Source organism: Thioalkalivibrio sp. AKL12, from assembly GCF_000377925.1.
GTDB classification, from domain to species: Bacteria; Pseudomonadota; Gammaproteobacteria; order Ectothiorhodospirales; family Ectothiorhodospiraceae; genus Thioalkalivibrio; species Thioalkalivibrio versutus.
This window is the reverse complement of the sequence record NZ_KB898894.1, coordinates 1-17,044: the sequence shown is the minus strand read 5'-3', so window position 1 is coordinate 17,044 and position 17,044 is coordinate 1. Positions and strand designations below refer to the sequence as shown.

Below are 17,044 nucleotides of genomic sequence, written 5' to 3'. Positions count from 1 at the left end.
GCCAGGCAGTCCGATCAGGTCGGGCGCGGATGATTCAGCAGGTAGCGCTCTTGATCGATGCTTTCGATCGCGCCGGGGCGGGCCAATCGCACCTCTCGAATGGCGTCTTCCGACGCCAATCCGCGTTCGATGAGGGTCAGGGCGGCAATGGTCCCGGCTCGGCCCTGCCCCCCTCCGCAGTGGAAAACCACGCGCTCCCCGGCCTGTAACCACTGGTGGACCCGTGGTCCGATGTCCTTCCAGCCCTCTTCCCAGGGTCGGTCGGGGGCCGCCATGTCACCGATCGGCAAATGCAGCCAGCGCATGCCCGCAGCCTGCACGGCCTTCCCCAGATCGCGTACGCCAAGGCTTTCCAGCTCACCCTCCTGGTTCAAGGTCACGACCGCAGTTGCGCCCCAGCCAGACAGGGCCACCAGATCCGCCTGTACATCCCGCGCCTCGCAGACCTCGCGATCCCGACGCTTGCCAGGGCAACGGGTCATACCGATCGCGCCACCCTCCAGCAGGTGGATCGTGCCGATTTCAAGCGTGTCTGCCGAATGGGTGGTCGTCAGTGTCACGGTGCTTTCCTGCGGAAACATGGTGGTAATGAATCAAAGGTAGGGACCAATCAGGTGCGTGATCCACCCCGCCAGGCGGCGCCGCAGCGGCCGGTTCTCCCAGTCCTCGATGGTCAGGCGCTCGGCATCGGCCTTGTCCACCTCGATCTGTTCGCGGATCTCGCGGGCGAAGCCTTCGTCCCAGATGTTCAGGTTGGCCTCGTCGTTCAGGCGAAACGACCGGTTGTGCAGATTCGCGGAGCCGATACTGGCCCAGCGGTCGTCGATCGCCATCAGCTTGGAGTGGTACATGCGCGGATGATACTCGTACAGTTCCACCCCGGATTCGAGCATCGGCCGCCAGCGATTGACCGATGCATGACGGAAGAAACCGAAGTTCATGCTGTCGCCCGGGACCAGCACGCGAATACGGACGCCCCGGTCGGCCGCCTCCTCCAGTACCTCCAGGAACCGCGGATCGGGATAGAAATAGGCCGTGCCGATCGTGATGTGCTCTTCCGCCGCGGCGATGGCATGCAGAAACATCAGGCGTACCCGGTGACGCCCCTCGCGCGGGGCACTGTTAACCATCTGGGCGTCGCGATCCCCCATTTCGGACAGCTCGGGGAAATACGCCTCGCCGGTGGGCATCCGCCCCGTGGCGTCCAGCCAGGTCTCCAGGAACACCGCCTGCAGATTGCCGACCACCGGGCCCTGGATGCGGAAGTGATTGTCGCGATAGCCATCGCGGTCGTCACCGTCAACCCAGGGATCGGCCACATTGGCTCCCCCAATGAAACCGGTATGACCGTCCACCACCAATAGCTTGCGGTGCGTGCGGTGATTGAAGCGCGATAACTGGTACCAGGACGGCTCGCGCCAGCGCACCAGCTCCACCCCGGCCTCTTCCATGCGCTCGAACATCTCCGGGTCAGCATCGCGCGAACCAAGGAAATCCAGCATGGCATGCACCCGAACCCCGCGTTCCGCCGCACGCGCCAGGACCTCGGAGAAGATCGCCGCCTGCTCGCCCCAGTACTCGTATACCTCGAAGGTGACCGAATGCTCGGCGTTTTCGATCGCCTCGATCTTGGCCGCGTAGATGGCCTCGCCGTCCTGTAACAGGTCAATGCGGTTGCCGCTCACGATCGGCTGCTGCAGGAGCAGGCCCATGTCCCGCCGGAACTGCTCCGACGAAGTCCCGTACTCCAGCGCCAGCGGCTCTTTCAGCCGGTCCGGTTTCGGCAACGCGTTGAACAGCACCACATTCCCCAGCGCAAAGATCAGGGAAATCAACACCATCGGGAGCAGGACGTAGCGCATGGGGTCTCCAGGCACGCAGCGAATACATGAGGATCTTCGCTCAGTGTACACAGACGATTACAACAAACTGGGGAGCGGTTCGTCAGAGGCCTGGAATCCCGGCACCACGTTCAAGCGTAATGGGTTGGCGATCCCTGCGGTCATTGTGGGGCGATCTCCAAATACTGTATATATCGACAGTATATGGAGATCGAAGCCCATACCCCCACCCGCAAGCATCCTGTCGCCCCCCCGGCCTATGCCGAACTGACGACGCTCAGCAACTTCTCGTTCCTGCGCGGGGCTTCGCACCCGGAGGAACTGGTCGAAAGGGCGCAGGAACTGGGCTATCGCGCGCTGGCGCTGACCGATATCGCCTCGCTGGCGGGTGCAGTACGAGCACACTCGGCAGCAAAGGAATGTGGGTTACACCTGATCCTGGGGGCGACCTTCCGGCTGGCCGATGGCCCCACCCTGACGCTTCTGGTGCGCAATCCCACGGGATACGCCGCCCTGTGTCGATTGGTCACTCGGGCCCGCGGCGCGGCGAACAAGGGACACTACCACCTGACGCGCGCCGACCTGGATGCCCTGCCCGCCGAGAGCCGCGCCGGCTGGCACAGCCTGCTGCGGGTCGAGGCCGACAGCCCAGGGGCGTCGCTCGCCGAAGCGGCCCACTGGCTGTCCGGATGGGCCGCCCTAGGTCAGGGCCACCTGGCCGTGAGCCAGTTGCGTACCCCCGAAGATGCCACCCTGACGGCCCGCGCCCGGGCGCTGGGAACCGCCACTGGACTCCCGCTCGTCGCCTGCGGCGACGTGCACATGCACCGGCGCGGCCGGCGCGCCCTGCAGGACGTGCTTACTGCCCTGCGCCTGCGTTCGACGGTCGCGGAGGCGGCGCATGAACGCTTCCCCAATGGGGAACGCTGCCTGCGCCCGCGGGCCGAGCTGGCCACGCTGTATCCCGCCGCCTGGCTTGAGGCCAGTGTGACCATCGCGCGGGACTGCGACTTCTCGCTGGACGCGGTCACCTACCGCTACCCCACCGACCCGTTGCCGAAGACCATGACCCCGTCCGCCTACCTGCGCGAGGAGACCCTCAAGGGCGCGCTCAAGCGCTGGCCCGACGGCATCCCGCCGAACGTGCAGGAACAGATCGAACGCGAACTGGGCATCATCCGCGAGCTGGGCTACGAGCCGTACTTCCTGACCGTCTACGACATCGTGTGCTTTGCCCGTGGCCGCGGGATCCTGTGCCAGGGGCGCGGCTCGGCCGCCAATTCGGCCGTGTGTTATGCCCTCGGCATCACCGCAGTCGATCCCTCGCGCTCCAGCATGCTGTTCGAGCGCTTCATCTCCGCCGAGCGCGGCGAGCCGCCGGATATCGATGTCGACTTCGAACACGAGCGCCGCGAAGAGGTCATCCAGTACATCTACCAGCGCTACGGCCGCGAGCGCGCTGCACTGGCCTGCACGGTGATCCGCTATCGCCGTCGCAGCGCCCTGCGCGACGTCGGCCGGGCGCTGGGCATCTCGCGCGCACGGCTGGACGCACTGACCGCCAACCTCGCCTGGTGGGATGACGGCATCCCCGCCGAGCGCCTGCGCGAGGTCGGACTGGACCCGGATGGCGCCCTGGCCCGGCAGTGGCAGACCCTGACCGCCGAGCTGCTCGGCTTCCCGCGCCACCTGTCGCAGCACACCGGCGGCTTCGTGATCGCCGAAGGCCGGCTGGACGAACTGGTGCCCATCGAGAACGCGGCCATGCCGGAACGTTCGGTGATCCAGTGGGACAAGGACGACCTCGACGCCGTGGGGCTGTTGAAGATCGACGTGCTGGCGCTGGGGATGCTCTCCTGCGTACGCCGCGCACTGGAACTCATGGCGCGCCACCGGGGCCGCGACTGGGGCCTGGCCGACATCCCCGCCGAGGACCCAGGGGTCTACCGCATGCTGCAGAAGGCCGACACCCTGGGCGTGTTCCAGATCGAGTCGCGCGCCCAGATGAGCATGCTGCCGCGGCTGAAACCGGCAAATTTCTACGACCTGGTCATCGAGATCGCCATCGTGCGCCCCGGCCCGATCCAGGGCGAGATGGTGCACCCGTATCTCAAGCGCCGGGCCCACCCGGAACGGGTGCGCTACCCAAATAGCGAGGTGAAACGCGTTCTCGGGCGCACCCTGGGCGTGCCGATCTTCCAGGAGCAAGTCATCGAGCTGGCGATGGTCGCGGCCGGCTTCTCTGCCGGCGAGGCGGACGGGCTGCGCCGCGCGATCGGCGCCTGGCGCCGCACCGGCCAGCTCGCGCGCTACCGCGAACGCCTGATGGACGGCATGCGCGAACGCGGCTATCCGGAGAAATTCGCCGAGCAGCTGTACAAGCAGATCCTCGGTTTTGGCGAATACGGCTTCCCCGAGTCGCACTCGGCCAGCTTTGCGCTGATCACCTATGTCTCGTCCTGGCTCAAGTGCCACGAGCCCGCGATCTTCGCCTGCGCCCTGCTGAACAGCCAGCCGATGGGCTTCTACGCCCCGGCGCAGATCGTCGCCGACGCCCGCCGCCACGGCGTGGAGGTCCGCCCGGTGGACGTGCGTTGTAGCGACTGGGAGTGCTCGGTGGAACCGCTGGCCGGGAGCGACGCGCTGGCCCTGCGCCTGGGCCTCAACCGCGTCGGCGGGCTGGCGCGCGACGTCGCCGAGCGCGTGGTCACCGCCCGCGTTGAACGGGCCTTCGCGGACGTGCCGGACCTGGTGGCCCGCGCCGCCCTCACCCGCGCCCAGGCCAATCGCCTGGCCCGCGCCGACGCGCTGAAGGGCCTGGCCGGCAATCGCCACCAGGCGCGCTGGGCGACCGAGGCGGTGGAGGAACCCCTGCCACTGTTCGCCGAAGGACCGGGCGAGACCGTACGCGAGGCCGACGTGACCCCGTTGCTGCCCCGCCCGGATGCCGTGGACGACCTGGTGCAGGACTACGCCACTACCGGGCTGAGCCTGGGCCCGCACCCGCTGGCACTGATGCGCCCGTCCCTGGAACAGCACCGCCTGGCCACCGCCTCCAGGCTACTCGAACAACCCGGCCACAGTGGCGCCCGCTACGCCGGACTGGTGATCACCCGCCAGCGCCCCGGCTCGGCCAACGGCACGGTATTCCTGACCCTGGAAGACGAGACCGGTACGCTCAACCTGATCGTCTGGCCGGATCGGGTGGAGCGCTTTCGCGCCGAGGTCCTGCACAGCCGCCTGCTGGAAGCCCACGGCGAGTGGCAGTACAGCGAGGGCGTCGGCCACCTGATCGTGCAGCGCCTGATCGACCGCAGCACCTGGCTCGGCGAACTCGCCACCCACTCCCGCGACTTCGGCTGAACCGCAAAGCGGCCAGTTCAGGTACGTCCGGCGAGGTGGCCAACGCGCTGGCTGACCTTCTCCCAGGCTCCTTCCAGAGCGGCCAGCGGATCGCGGCGCCGCAGGGCGCGACGAGAATGGATCCACTGCCCCGTGGGACCAGCCGGCTCGGTGTCGTGTGCGGCTTCAATAATCCGCGAGACCACGGCGAACTGGTTGTACTCCTCCAGTACCCGGCGCCGGGCCTCGAGGATGTGTGGCAGGCGCTGTTCATACTCGTTGTCGCGGATGGCGCGGCGAATGCGTTGTGCCGTCCCCTCCACGTCTTCGATATCAATCGCGATGAAGCTTTCCGGCGGAAAATAGTCCGCCGCATTGGGCGCACCGTAGTAAAACGGGAGCGTCGCGCCGAGAAAGGCGTCCGCCAGCTTCTCGGTCCAGTGGTGCGCACCCACGTAATTCTCCACCGCCAGATGGTACCGGTACGCGTCCAGGCACTCGGCCTTGTCATCCAGCGGCTGCACCCCCTTGCCAAAGATCTCCAGTTCCGGCAACTCGGACTTCAGCGCCCAGGTGAAGTCATAGCGCCGCCGGTGCAAGGTGTGGCGCTGGCGTTTCGCCGAACACATGGTGGCGATCTCGCGGGTCTTCTCCAGCGGCGGCTTCGCGTGCATATCGTTGTACGCCCGCTCGCCCTGACTGCCGAAACCGTAGTACCAGAGCATCCCCTGCTGGGAATGGATGCGCCGCCGGTGCTTGAGAGCCCATTCCGGGTGCGAGGTCAGCACGCGCCCGAACTGCCGGGTAAAACGCCGGCCGTAGGACTTGATGGACGGCGGCTCCATGGTTACCAGGAGCGTGCGCTCGGCCCCACAGGTCAGCTGTTCGCTGTAGTGCCGGTTGCGCCCGGTGTTGGAAGGAAATTCGTCGTAGACCACCAGCCAGTCGTAGTCCGTTACCGCGGGGTCGAAAACGAACTCGCAGCGCCCCCAGCGCCCCTCGCCGTCCGGCAACTGATGGCGCCAGATACCCTCGCGCATGGTCGAGAGAAACTTGACCCGAATCGGACGCGAGGTGGGCTCGGTCACGGCCGATCTCCGCCGCGTTCCAAGAACTCGGCATAGGCCCCGGAGAGCCCCTCTTCAAGTTCGATTCGGGCCTTCCATCCCAGCGCCGCGAGTCGCGAGACATCCAGCAGCTTGCGCGGCGTCCCGTCCGGGCGCGAGGTGTCAAAACGCAGTTCGCCGGCAAAGCCGACCACCCGCGCCACCAACCGCGCCAGGTCGGCGATCGCAAGATCCTCGCCGGTGCCGACGTTGATATGGCTCAGCATCGGTTCCGTGTGTTCTGCGTAGGTCACGTGATCGAGGTTCATCACGTGCACACAGGCCGCCGCCATGTCATCCACGTGGAGGAACTCCCGGCGCGGGGTGCCACTCCCCCAGACGGTCACATGCCCGGCTCCGGCCCGCTTCGCCTCGTGAAAGCGCCGGATCAGCCCGGGAATCACGTGGCTGTTCTCCGGGTGATAGTTGTCACCCGGGCCGTAGAGGTTGGTCGGCATCACCGAGCGGTAATCCGTTCCGTACTGCCGGTTGTAGCTCTCGCACAGCTTGATGCCGGCGATCTTGGCAATCGCGTAGGGCTCGTTGGTCGGCTCCAGCGGCCCGGTCAGCAGGGCCTCCTCGGGGATCGGCTGCGGCGCCTCGCGCGGATAGATGCAGCTGGACCCGAGAAAGAGCAGCCGCCGCACGCCCGCGATGTGCGCGCCATGGATCACGTTCGTCTGGATCGCGAGGTTGTCGCGGATGAACTCGGCCGGATAGGTGTTGTTGGCATGGATGCCCCCGACCTTCGCCGCCGCGAGGTAGACCTGATCCGGGCGCTCCACGCGCATGAAGGCCTCGACTGCCGCCTGATCGGTCAGGTCCAGCTCCGCATGGCTGCGGGTCAGCAGTTCCACACCCGGCCAGTCCTCGAGCTGGCGACAGATCGCGCTGCCCACCATCCCGCGGTGTCCGGCGACGAAGACGCGTTGCGAATTACTCATGGCGGCTCAGGGTCCGGTAGCCGTGGTCGCGCACCAGCTCGTCCCGCTCGGCGCTCCTGAGGTCCTCGCGCACCATCTCGGCCACCAGTTCGCCAAAGCGAATGCGCGGTTCCCAGCCCAGCTCACGCTTGGCCTTGCTGGCATCCCCCAACAAGGTCTCAACCTCGGTGGGACGAAAATAGCGCGGGTCCACCGACACGATGCAGCGGCCCTTTTCGTCGAATCCCTGTTCGTCCACGCCCTCGCCGCGCCATTCGATACTCATGCCCAGCTCGCGCGCCGCGGCGTCCACGAAGTCGCGCACGCTGTGCTGTTCGCCGGTGGCGATCACGTAGTCGTCCGGGGTTTCCTGCTGCAGCATCAGCCACTGCATCTCGACGTAGTCACGGGCATGCCCCCAGTCCCGTTTGGCATCCAGGTTCCCCAGATAGAGCCGTTCCTGCAGCCCCAGCTTGATGCGGGCCAGGGCGCGCGTAATCTTGCGGGTGACGAAGGTCTCGCCGCGCACCGGCGATTCGTGGTTGAACAGGATGCCGTTGCAGGCATACATCCCGTAGGCCTCGCGGTAATTCACCACGATCCAGTAGGCATACAGCTTGGCCACCGCATACGGGCTGCGTGGATAGAACGGGGTGGTCTCGTCCTGCGGGGTGGCCTGAACCTTCCCGTAGAGCTCCGAGGTGCTGGCCTGATAGAAGCGCGTGGTCTGCTCCATACCGAGGATGCGGATCGCCTCCAGCACGCGGAGCGTGCCCAGGGCATCGGAGTTGGCGGTGTACTCCGGCTCCTCAAACGAGACCGCGACATGCGACTGCGCGGCGAGATTGTAGATCTCGTCCGGCTGCACCTGCTGAATGATGCGGATCAGGCAGGTCGAATCAGTCAGATCCCCGTGATGCAGGATGAACCGGCGATCACTCTCGTGCGGATCCTGATACAGGTGGTCGATACGATCGGTATTAAACAGAGAGGAGCGGCGCTTGATGCCGTGCACCTCGTAGCCCTTGTCCAGCAAAAACTCGGCCAGGTAGGCCCCGTCCTGCCCGGTAATCCCGGTGATCAATGCCACTTTGGCCATGCCAACTCCTGCTCGCAGGCCACGCCCCGTCCGCGCGCCGCCCAAAAGGGCGGATCATAGCATTCCCGGAACCACCCGATGCCCGGTCACGCGCGGCCGTAGACGTCCTCCAGGCGGACAATGTCATCCTCGCCGAGGTAGCTGCCGGATTGCACCTCGATCAGTTCCAGCGGGAGCGCGCCGGGGTTCTCCAGGCAGTGAACCTGGCCAATCGGGATGAAAGTCGATTCGTTCTCGGTGACCAGGTAGTTCTGCTCGCCATTGGTCACCCGCGCGGTGCCGCTGACTACTACCCAATGTTCGGCCCGATGATGGTGCATCTGCAGGGAAAGACGCGCACCGGGGTTCACGGTGATGCGCTTGACCTGATAGCGCGCCCCGGTATCGATGGATTCGTAGCACCCCCAGGGACGATAAACCGCTGTGTGATCGACGTGCTCGCTGCGGTTGTCGGCTTTCAGGCGCTCAACGATGAGTTTGACGTCCTGGACGCGGTCGCGGTCGGCAACCAGTACGGCGTCACGGGTGGCGACCACGGCCAGGTTGCGCAGGCCAATGCCGGCGACCAGCAGGCCGTCGGCATCCACCACGCAGCCTTCGCTATCTTCCAGCAGGCAGTCCCCGCGCAGGGTGTTGCCCTGCTCATCCACCCCACGCACGCCCGCCAGAGCGGACCACGAGCCGATGTCGCTCCAACCGGCGGCCAGCGGTGTGACGGCGGCGTGCTCGGTGCGCTCCATCACCGCGTAATCCACCGAGATGTTCGGGGCCGCGGCGAAGGCCTCCGGGTCCACCCGCAGGAAGTCGAGGTCCTCGCGGGCGCCCTCCAGCGCAGCGCGACAAGCCTCGACGATGCCCGGTTCGAAACGCTGCAACTCCTGCATGTACAGCGAGGCGCGGAACACGAACATGCCGCTGTTCCAGAGGTAATCGCCACTGTCGACGTACTCGCGCGCGGTGGCGGCATCCGGCTTCTCGACGAAACGCGCCACTCGCGCCCCGGCCTCCCCCAGGGACTCACCCTGCTGGATGTAGCCATAACCGGTCTCCGCAGCGGTAGGCACGATCCCGAAGGTCACCAGGTGGCCCGCCTCCGCCAGCGTCATGGCTCGCGCCACGGCGGCCTGGAAGGCCTCGGGATCACCGATGTGGTGGTCCGCCGCCAAGATCAGCAACAACGGGTCGCGCCCTTCCGCCTGCGCCTGCAATGCGGCCAGGGCGATCGCCGGGGCGGTATTGCGCCCCTCCGGCTCCAGCACGATGCGGGCATGCTCCACACCTGCCGCCCGCAACTGTTCGGCCGCCAGGAAGCGATGCTCGACGTTGGCCAGCACCAGGGGCGCCGACGCGCCCAGACCGTCGAGCCGCTCGACCGTCTGCTGCAGCAACGTCTGCTCCCCGGTCAGGGGCAGGAACTGCTTGGGGTAGTGACTGCGCGATACCGGCCACAGCCGAGTCCCCGATCCGCCGGCCAGTATCACCGGCTGCAGTTCCGTCCGGCTTTGCGTAGGTTCCATCGGCCTTACCCCCGTATCAGGCGTGAAATCTCGTCCACGCGGCGTTCCAGCAGGGCCGGATCGGCGCGGGTCTCCACATTCAACCGCAACAGCGGCTCGGTATTGGAACTGCGCAGGTTGAAGCGCCAGTCCGCGAATTCCAGGCTGACGCCGTCCGTATGATCCAGCCCCACGGCTTCCGACGCGTAGGCCTGCATCACCCGATCGGTGGCGGCGGCGGCGTCCTCGACCTCGAAATTCAGCTCGCCGCTGCAGGGGAAGCGCGCCATGCGCTCGGCCACCATCTCGCCCAATGCCTGGCCGCGTCGGCCCATGAGCTCGGCCACCCGCAACCAGGGCAACATCCCGGTATCGCAGTAGTAGAAGTCCCGGAAGTAGTGGTGAGCACTCATCTCGCCCCCGTAGATTCCATCCTCGTGGCGCAGCCGCTCCTTCATGAAGGCGTGTCCGGTCTTGGACTGGATGGGTTCGCCCCCCGCGGCACACACCATCTCAATGGTGTTCCAGGTCAGGCGCGGATCATGGACGATGCACTCCCCGGCGTGCCCCTCCAGGCAGGCCTCGGCCAGCAGGCCCACGATGTAATACCCCTCGATGAAGTTGCCCTGGGCGTCGAACAGGAAGCAGCGATCAAAGTCGCCGTCCCAGGCCACGCCCAGATCGGCGCCGTGCTTGCGCACCGCCTCCGCGGTGGCCGCGCGGTTTTCCGGCAGCAATGGATTGGGAATGCCATTGGGGAAACGCCCATCCGGTTCGAAGTTGACGCGGATCAGCTCGAACGGGAGATGCGGCTCCAGGGCCTCCAGCACCGGCCCCGCCCCCCCGTTTCCGGGGTTCACGACCACCTTGAGTTTCGGCAAGGTTTCGCGGTCGACCGAAGCCAGCAACCGGGAGATGTAGTCCGCCCGATGATCCAGGTGCCGGACCTGCCCGTGGGGCATGGGCCGGAAGTCACCGCGCTCGGCGCGAGCGCGAATCGCCTGCAGCCCGGAATCCCCGCTGATCGGGCGCGCATCGCTGCGTACCAGTTTCAGCCCGTTATAGTCCAGCGGATTGTGGCTGGCCGTCACCATGATCCCGCCACCGGCCCCATAGTGCGCGGTGGCGAAATACACCTCCTCTGTGCCACACATGCCTATATCGGCAACATCACTCCCGCCCGCCGTAAGCCCTTCGGTGAGCGCCCGCGCCAGTTCCGGGCTGGAAAGGCGGATATCGTGCCCGACGACTGTGCGTCCCGGCCGGATCTCCTCGGCGAAGGCGCGCCCGATCGCCCGCACCACATCCGGATTGAGCTGGTCCGGCACCCGGCCACGTATGTCGTAGGCCTTGAAACAGTCGATCTTCATGCACGCCCCTTACCGGCATCATTCGCTTCCCGCACCGGACAGAAATCCGTTGCGTACACCTTCATGATACATAGCCAAAGGGCTCCGCGAGGCCATGCCAGCATCACTGGCGTGAGTGCCGTTACTTGACGCTCTACACGCATACCCCCGAGCATGGTGGGTTTATACAACGAGGAAAAGCCGATGAGTGAGCCGCAAGTGAAGACCGAGGAGAAGAAACAGCATTTCGACGATATCTACGTCGCCGAGACCCCGGTGCCGTTCAAGGAGCGCATCATCGACGCGCTCGACTACATCTCCGACGACTTCAACCGGCAAACCTTCGACCGGCTGATCCTTCCCTGGGCCGAGCAGCAGGCCGCCACCGGCAAGACCCTGAACTACGTAGATCTGTGCTGCTGTTTTGGCAACACCACCATGGCCGCCATCCACAATATGGATGTTGAGGCGATCCGCGCCAACTGGGCCGACGAGCAGGCCTGCAAGACCGTCGCCGCCCCGCGCCGTCTGCCGATGAAGACCACCGGCATCGATATCTCGGGCAACGCGCTGGCCTATGGCAAGAGCGCCGGGCTGTTCGACGAAACCTTCGAGGCCGACCTGAACCAGCCCGCACCGGAGACCCAGGCCGCGATCGAAAAGGCCATGGCCGACGCGGACATCGTGATCTCCACCGCATCGCTGGTCTATCTGGACCCGCCGGCAATCGAGAAGCTGATCCGCTCCTTCGCCGAGACCCCGCGCGAGGGCTACATGCTGGTCAACTTCCTGAACCCCTTCGCCCTGGAAAAGGCCGACGCGACCAAGCGCCTGCTGCTGGAACACCTGGAATTCGTCGGCAGCACCGCCAGCCGCCATCGCCGCCTGTCGCCGCTGGAGCAGGAGAACTATCCGGGCGAAGACTGGGCCCTGCTGGAGATCTGGGTGCTGCGCCGCCGCGCGTAGTCCGGACGCTGCCAATCTCGGGGCATGGCATCCCCGACAGGACGGGCCGGCCCTTTTGGGGTCGGCCCGTTTTCGTTAGGGCCGCCGCCGCACTACCGGAACCACGGCCTCAGAGCAAGACGACGCGGTTGCGCCCCGCCTCCTTGGCCTGATACATCGCCTCGTCCACGCGGCGGGCGAAGGTCTTGGGGGTATCGCCCTGGCGCATCTCGGTCACCCCGAAACTGGCCGTAACCGACACCGGGCACGCCGTTTCCATGGCCGCGACGGCCTTGCGCAGCTTTTCGGCCATGGCCTCGGCGCCCGCGCCAGGGGTCTCTGGCACGACGACCATGAACTCCTCCCCGCCCCAGCGCCCCAGGGCATCCGCCTCGCGCAGCGCGCCCTGCACCGTATCGGCCAGCCGCTTGAGGACGTCATCTCCGGTCTCGTGGCCGTAGTCGTCGTTGAAGTCCTTGAAATGGTCGATATCGAACATGATCAGGGAAAGGGGCCGTCCGTAGCGGCGGCTGCGCTCCATCTCCGCCTCCAGCGTGTTGCCCAGGCTCAGGCGGTTGGCCAGCCCCGTCAGCCAGTCGGTATGCGCCAGACGCCGGATCTCGTCCTCCATGCGCACTCGATCGGTCACATCCTTGCTGATCGACACGTAGTGCGTCACCCGGCCATGGGCATCGGTCACCGGACTGATGCTCTGCTCCATGTTCATCAGGGTGCCGTCGCGGCGGCGGTTCACGAACTCGCCACGAAAGGCTTCGCCGCGCGCGAGCGTATCCCACATCTCGCGATAGAACCCGGGCTCCTGCTGACCGGACTGAAGGAACCGCGGATTCTTGCCTACCGCTTCATTCCGGCTGTATCCGGTCTGCTCCTCGAAGGCCGCGTTCACATAGGTGATCGTGCCTTCGGGATCGGTGATCAGCACGGGGTCCACCGACACCTCAAGCGCCGTCGACAATAGCCGCAGCTCGTCATCCCGCCGCCGCTCCTCGGTAATGTCCTTTTGCACCGAGACAAAGTGGGTGATGTCACGGTCGTTATCGCTGGCATATATGGGCGAGATGTGCCAGCGAACCTCGTACGAGGAGCCATCCTTGCGGTAGTTGACCGTTTCGCCCTCGAAATACTCGCCACTGACGAGGGCCCCGCGCAACCTGTCCAGAACGGCGCGCGAGGTTGCCGGACCCTGCAGGATACGCGGGGTTTTCCCCAGGGCTTCTTCCCGCGAATACCCGGTCATGCGCTCGAAACCGGCATTGACGTAAACGATCCGCGGACCGCCGTCCAGATCGGCGTCGGTAATGACGACCGAGTTGTACGATTGCTCGATAGCGGCATCCAGCAGTCGGAGTTTCTCGAACCCCTCGATGATCGACACGGACGCCATATCGGGCCTTCTGCAAAAAATGAACGCACGACACGGGGTCATGCGCGAGGTCACTGAAATCCGACCCGCTTGGGGCGGCGCGGTTCAGTCCATGTCCGCCATCTCGAGGATCGAACCGACAATGTCGCTGGTCGTCACGATCCCTTCCAGCTCGTTGCCCTTCAGCACCACCAGCCGCCGGATCCCCTGGCTCACCATGAGCCGCGCGACGTACTTCACATCCATCTCGGCGGGCACCGTGATCACCGGTTTCGTGCAGACATCATAGACATTCGAGAGGTCGATATCGCCCTCTTCCGCCACGATCGTCTTGAGGATGGTCGTATAGGTGATGATGCCGTAGGCATCGTGGGCGTGCTGCTTCTCCACCACCAGCGACTTGACGCCATGCTTGCGCATCAGCTGCATCGCCTCGCGCAGCGGTGCCAGGGGAGACACCGTGACGACATTGGGTCTTAGAATTTCGCTTACCAGCATGTTGCTCTCCGTCAGAGTTCTTCCTTGACCTGTTCCTGGAACTGCTCGATCTGCTTGCGCCCGATACCGGCGAGATGGGCCACATCCACCGTAAAGGCCACTCCCCGCGGGTCATTGGCCAGGTCCAGCTCCCTCGAGATGCACTTGAGCACGTCCAGGGCCACCTTCTTCTCCAGCACCCACAAGAGGACCGACTGACTGCCCTCGTAGGTCATGCCGAGAAACGTCCTGCGGGCCTCGGCGCCAATCCCGCGCGCATCCATGATGGTTACGCCACCAGCGCCCGCTTCCTTGGCCGTGGCAATCGCCTGTTCCTCCAGATCATCCGAGAGGACGGCCACCAGTGCAGAAAATCGCATTGCTCACTCCTCCTGCCGCTCGTCGCGAGCGGACCAGCGTTCGTAAAGGTCCACGGCGATCGCGTAGAGCATCACCGTGACGATGGGAAATATCGACGCGAACGCGATCAGACCGAAGCCGTCGATCAGTACGTTGCGATCCTCCAGGTGCGTCGCCAGGCCGATCCCCAGAGCCGTCACCAGGGGCACAGTCACCTCGGAGGTGGTCACCCCGCCAAGATCGAAGGCCAGTGCCACGATCTGCTTGGGCGCCAGGATCGTGAGCACGATCACCAGCAGGTAGCCGCCCATGATGTAGTGGTGGATGGAGTCCCCCGCCAGAATGCGGTGCACTCCGATGGTGATGCCAATGGCCACGCCCAGCGCCACCAGGATGCGGATTACATTGCCGCGCAACGAACCGCGAGCGGCCTCCTCGGCCTTCTGGCCAATCGCGATCAGCGCCGGTTCCGCCATGGTGGTCGCGAACCCGATGGAAAAGGCGAACAAATAGACCCACACGAACAGTTCGTTGGTAATCAACTGCTCGGCCATGCTCTCGCCGATCGGGAACAGGCCCAGCTTCAGCCCCACCACGAAGGCATAAAGCCCCAGCACCACCAACACGAAACCGAACATCACCCGCGGCAGATACGGGATGCGCTTGCGCAGCACGAAATACTGGAACACCACGATCACCGCGATGATCGGTGCCACGTCACGCAGCATCAGCAACAGGTCCATGCCCATCGCGGACAGCCAGTGCCGCTCGCCTGCGCCTGGCAGATCGGTTCCCGGATCCATGGCCGCTGTCTCGGCGCCGGTTGGAGCCGCGATCTCCGCTCCTGTAAACACGATGATCCCGTAGATCTGCACCGTGATCATCGGCACCATCACCGCCAGCGCCACCAACCCGAAGCCGTCGCGCAGCGGGTTACGCCCGCTTATGGAGGCCGCCAGCCCCAGGCCCAGTGCCGCCACGAGCGGCACCGTCACGATGTTCGTGGTCACCCCGCCCGAGTCGTAAGCCAAGCCCACGATCTCCTCGGGGGCGAAGAAGGTCACCAGCACCACCAGCACATAGCCGGTCAGGATGTACCAGTGCAGCGGATGTCCGAGCACCGTACGCAGGATCCCCAGCGCCACCACGGCCCCTACCGAAAGCGCGACAATCAGCCGCAGCACCATGCCCTCGATACGGCCCTCGCTGATCACCTCCGCCTGCTCCGCCACCGCGATCAGGGCCGGCTCCGCGATCACCGTCGCAAACCCGAGCGTAAAGCCGAAGGCCATCAGCAACAGCAACGATCCACGCCGCGCCAGTGCGTTGGACAGGTTCTTGCCGATGGGGAAGATCCCCATCTCCAGGCCCTGCAGGAACAAGGCCACGCCGAACACCACGATGGCCAGGCCCACCACCATCGACAGCAGGCCATCCGGCACCGAGCGCAGCACCAGCGCCTGGAACACCGCCACCACGATCACGATCGGAGCGAGGTTGCGTGCCGCATGACCCAGGGTGTGGAGAAAATTCATGCGCTCCCTAGTGTCCTTTAACAAAAGTTCGTATTTTTATCGAGGCGATCGGTTAGACGGGCGATCGACGCGATAATTTGATCGGCTGTTTTGCGCCAGATGAACGGTCGAGGCTCATCGTTGTACGTCTTCAGGTATTCGCGGATGGAGTCTTCGAGTTCGCGAGTACTGCGATGCGATTGACGCTTGATCCAGCGCTGCGAGATGAGCGCGAAGAAGCGTTCGACCAGGTTGATCCAGGACGCCGAGGTCGGCGTGAAGTGCACGTGGTAGCGCGGTCGTGCAGCGAACCAGGCCCGAACCTTTTCGGTCTTGTGGGTGCCGTAGTTGTCCAGGATGAGGTGGACGTCGAGATCGTCGGGGACCTGGCGATCGATCTCGTTGAGAAACGCCAGGAACTCCTTGGCGCGATGCCTTCTATGGAGTTTGCCGATGACCTCGCCGGTGGCCACATCCAGTGCCGCGAACAGGGTGGTCGTGCCATGGCGCAGGTAGTCATGGGTGCGGGTCTCGGGATGGCCGAACGACAACGGCAACGCCGGCTGGGACCGGTTCAGGGCCTGGATCTGGCTCTTTTCGTCGACGCACAGCACCAGGGCGCGGTCCGGTGGGTGCATGTACAGGCCCACGATATCGTGCACCTTGGCCACGAAGTGCGGATCCGTGGACAACTTGAAGGTCTCGAGCCGATGCGGCTTGAGACCGAAGGCCCGCCAAATCCGGCTGATGGCCATCGCATTGAGCCCGGTCTCCTTGGCCATCAGCGTGGTCGACCAGTGCGTCGCGTTATCCGGCTTCGACTGCAGCGTCTTGTTGATGACTTCGGTCACCTTGTCGTCATCGATCGTACGGGGACGTCCGCTTCTCGGGGCATCCGTGAGCCCTCCGATGCGTGCCTGCTCGAAGCGCTTGCGCCACTTGCTCACCGTCTCCGCCGAGACGCCAACCCGCGCGCCAATCTCCGAAGCCTTCAGGCCTCGCGTGCTCAGCAGAATCATGCGCGCGCGCTGTTGTTCCGCCGCGGGCATCTGGCGCCGCCGCAGCCAGCTCTCGAGCTCGTCGCGTTCGGCTTCACTGATCGTCAACGTCTTGATCGGTCGTCCCATTCCGGTCGCCTCCCGAGTGCCTGTTATCAGGATACAGGGGGACAGTCACGGAGTCGATGAACTTTTGTTAAAGGACACTAG

General features: G+C 65.2%; 14 protein-coding genes. 2 read left to right on the top strand and 12 right to left on the bottom strand.

Annotation, left to right across the window (positions count from 1 at the left end):
- Positions 1-14: 14 nt before the first annotated feature.
- The gene (locus tag D579_RS0105815) at positions 15-560 is read right to left on the bottom strand and encodes a cyclin-dependent kinase inhibitor 3 family protein (protein ID WP_018937697.1); all 546 of its coding nucleotides are present in this window, start codon (positions 558-560) and stop codon (positions 15-17) included.
- A gap of 33 nt (positions 561-593) precedes the next feature.
- Complete coding sequence (locus D579_RS0105810; RefSeq protein ID WP_018951377.1) at positions 594-1,862, bottom strand: phosphatidylserine/phosphatidylglycerophosphate/cardiolipin synthase family protein; 1,269 nt, start codon at positions 1,860-1,862, stop codon at positions 594-596.
- Between the two features lie 183 nt (positions 1,863-2,045).
- Here D579_RS0105810 and D579_RS0105805 point away from each other — a divergent pair, with 183 nt between their 5' ends.
- Complete coding sequence (locus D579_RS0105805; protein ID WP_018951376.1) at positions 2,046-5,204, top strand: error-prone DNA polymerase; 3,159 nt, start codon at positions 2,046-2,048, stop codon at positions 5,202-5,204.
- Positions 5,205-5,221: 17 nt separating this feature from the next.
- On the opposite strand, the gene D579_RS0105800 is transcribed toward D579_RS0105805, so the two are convergent.
- The 5 genes from D579_RS0105800 to D579_RS0105780 form a co-directional block, all read right to left on the bottom strand.
- Positions 5,222-6,271, bottom strand: coding sequence for a glycosyltransferase family 10 domain-containing protein (locus D579_RS0105800; RefSeq protein ID WP_018951375.1), 1,050 nt, complete (start codon positions 6,269-6,271; stop codon positions 5,222-5,224).
- Positions 6,268-7,233, bottom strand: a complete 966-nt coding sequence (locus D579_RS0105795; RefSeq protein ID WP_018951374.1) for a GDP-L-fucose synthase — start codon at positions 7,231-7,233, stop codon at positions 6,268-6,270. The genes D579_RS0105800 and D579_RS0105795 overlap by 4 nt, the downstream gene beginning before the upstream one ends.
- Positions 7,226-8,311 (bottom strand): GDP-mannose 4,6-dehydratase, encoded by a 1,086-nt coding sequence (gene gmd / locus D579_RS0105790; protein WP_018951373.1) that lies wholly within the window; start codon positions 8,309-8,311, stop codon positions 7,226-7,228. The genes D579_RS0105795 and gmd overlap by 8 nt, the downstream gene beginning before the upstream one ends.
- Positions 8,312-8,397: 86 nt before the next feature.
- Complete coding sequence (locus tag D579_RS0105785; protein WP_026289449.1) at positions 8,398-9,828, bottom strand: mannose-1-phosphate guanylyltransferase/mannose-6-phosphate isomerase; 1,431 nt, start codon at positions 9,826-9,828, stop codon at positions 8,398-8,400.
- 5 nt (positions 9,829-9,833) lie between these two features.
- Entirely contained in the window at positions 9,834-11,177 is a 1,344-nt protein-coding gene (locus D579_RS0105780; RefSeq protein WP_018951371.1) for a phosphomannomutase/phosphoglucomutase, read from the bottom strand.
- Between the two features lie 183 nt (positions 11,178-11,360).
- Between D579_RS0105780 and D579_RS0105775 the strand changes: the two genes are divergently transcribed.
- Positions 11,361-12,122: a class I SAM-dependent methyltransferase gene (locus D579_RS0105775; RefSeq protein ID WP_018169659.1), complete on the top strand. Its 762-nt coding sequence runs from the start codon at positions 11,361-11,363 to the stop codon at positions 12,120-12,122.
- Between the two features lie 109 nt (positions 12,123-12,231).
- Here D579_RS0105775 and D579_RS0105770 read toward each other — a convergent pair whose 3' ends face one another.
- The 5 genes from D579_RS0105770 to D579_RS0105750 form a co-directional block, all read right to left on the bottom strand.
- Complete coding sequence (locus D579_RS0105770) at positions 12,232-13,506, bottom strand: diguanylate cyclase (protein ID WP_018951370.1); 1,275 nt, start codon at positions 13,504-13,506, stop codon at positions 12,232-12,234.
- An 84-nt stretch (positions 13,507-13,590) separates the two neighbouring features.
- The gene (locus tag D579_RS0105765; RefSeq protein WP_018145798.1) at positions 13,591-13,983 is read right to left on the bottom strand and encodes a CBS domain-containing protein; all 393 of its coding nucleotides are present in this window, start codon (positions 13,981-13,983) and stop codon (positions 13,591-13,593) included.
- Positions 13,984-13,994: 11 nt separating this feature from the next.
- The gene (locus D579_RS0105760; protein ID WP_018145799.1) at positions 13,995-14,342 is read right to left on the bottom strand and encodes a hypothetical protein; all 348 of its coding nucleotides are present in this window, start codon (positions 14,340-14,342) and stop codon (positions 13,995-13,997) included.
- A 3-nt stretch (positions 14,343-14,345) separates the two neighbouring features.
- On the bottom strand, positions 14,346-15,857 hold the full coding sequence (locus D579_RS0105755) for a DUF1538 domain-containing protein (RefSeq protein WP_018951369.1): 1,512 nt from the start codon (positions 15,855-15,857) through the stop codon (positions 14,346-14,348).
- A gap of 17 nt (positions 15,858-15,874) precedes the next feature.
- Positions 15,875-16,963, bottom strand: coding sequence for an IS630 family transposase (locus tag D579_RS0105750; RefSeq protein ID WP_012981522.1), 1,089 nt, complete (start codon positions 16,961-16,963; stop codon positions 15,875-15,877).
- Between the last annotated feature and the right edge of the window lie 81 nt (positions 16,964-17,044).

Bases quoted from the DNA above. Each gene is read 5' to 3' on its own strand.
- D579_RS0105775 (WP_018169659.1), top strand. From the start codon at position 11,361: ATGAGTGAGCCGCAAGTGAAGACCGAGGAGAAGAAACAGCATTTCGAC.
- D579_RS0105765 (WP_018145798.1), bottom strand. From the start codon at position 13,983: ATGCTGGTAAGCGAAATTCTAAGACCCAATGTCGTCACGGTGTCTCCC.
- D579_RS0105805 (WP_018951376.1), top strand. From the start codon at position 2,046: ATGGAGATCGAAGCCCATACCCCCACCCGCAAGCATCCTGTCGCCCCC.
- D579_RS0105760 (WP_018145799.1), bottom strand. From the start codon at position 14,342: ATGCGATTTTCTGCACTGGTGGCCGTCCTCTCGGATGATCTGGAGGAA.
- D579_RS0105750 (WP_012981522.1), bottom strand. From the start codon at position 16,963: ATGGGACGACCGATCAAGACGTTGACGATCAGTGAAGCCGAACGCGAC.
- D579_RS0105795 (WP_018951374.1), bottom strand. From the start codon at position 7,233: ATGAGTAATTCGCAACGCGTCTTCGTCGCCGGACACCGCGGGATGGTG.
- D579_RS0105810 (WP_018951377.1), bottom strand. From the start codon at position 1,862: ATGCGCTACGTCCTGCTCCCGATGGTGTTGATTTCCCTGATCTTTGCG.
- D579_RS0105770 (WP_018951370.1), bottom strand. From the start codon at position 13,506: ATGGCGTCCGTGTCGATCATCGAGGGGTTCGAGAAACTCCGACTGCTG.
- D579_RS0105785 (WP_026289449.1), bottom strand. From the start codon at position 9,828: ATGGAACCTACGCAAAGCCGGACGGAACTGCAGCCGGTGATACTGGCC.
- D579_RS0105780 (WP_018951371.1), bottom strand. From the start codon at position 11,177: ATGAAGATCGACTGTTTCAAGGCCTACGACATACGTGGCCGGGTGCCG.
- D579_RS0105755 (WP_018951369.1), bottom strand. From the start codon at position 15,857: ATGAATTTTCTCCACACCCTGGGTCATGCGGCACGCAACCTCGCTCCG.
- gmd (WP_018951373.1), bottom strand. From the start codon at position 8,311: ATGGCCAAAGTGGCATTGATCACCGGGATTACCGGGCAGGACGGGGCC.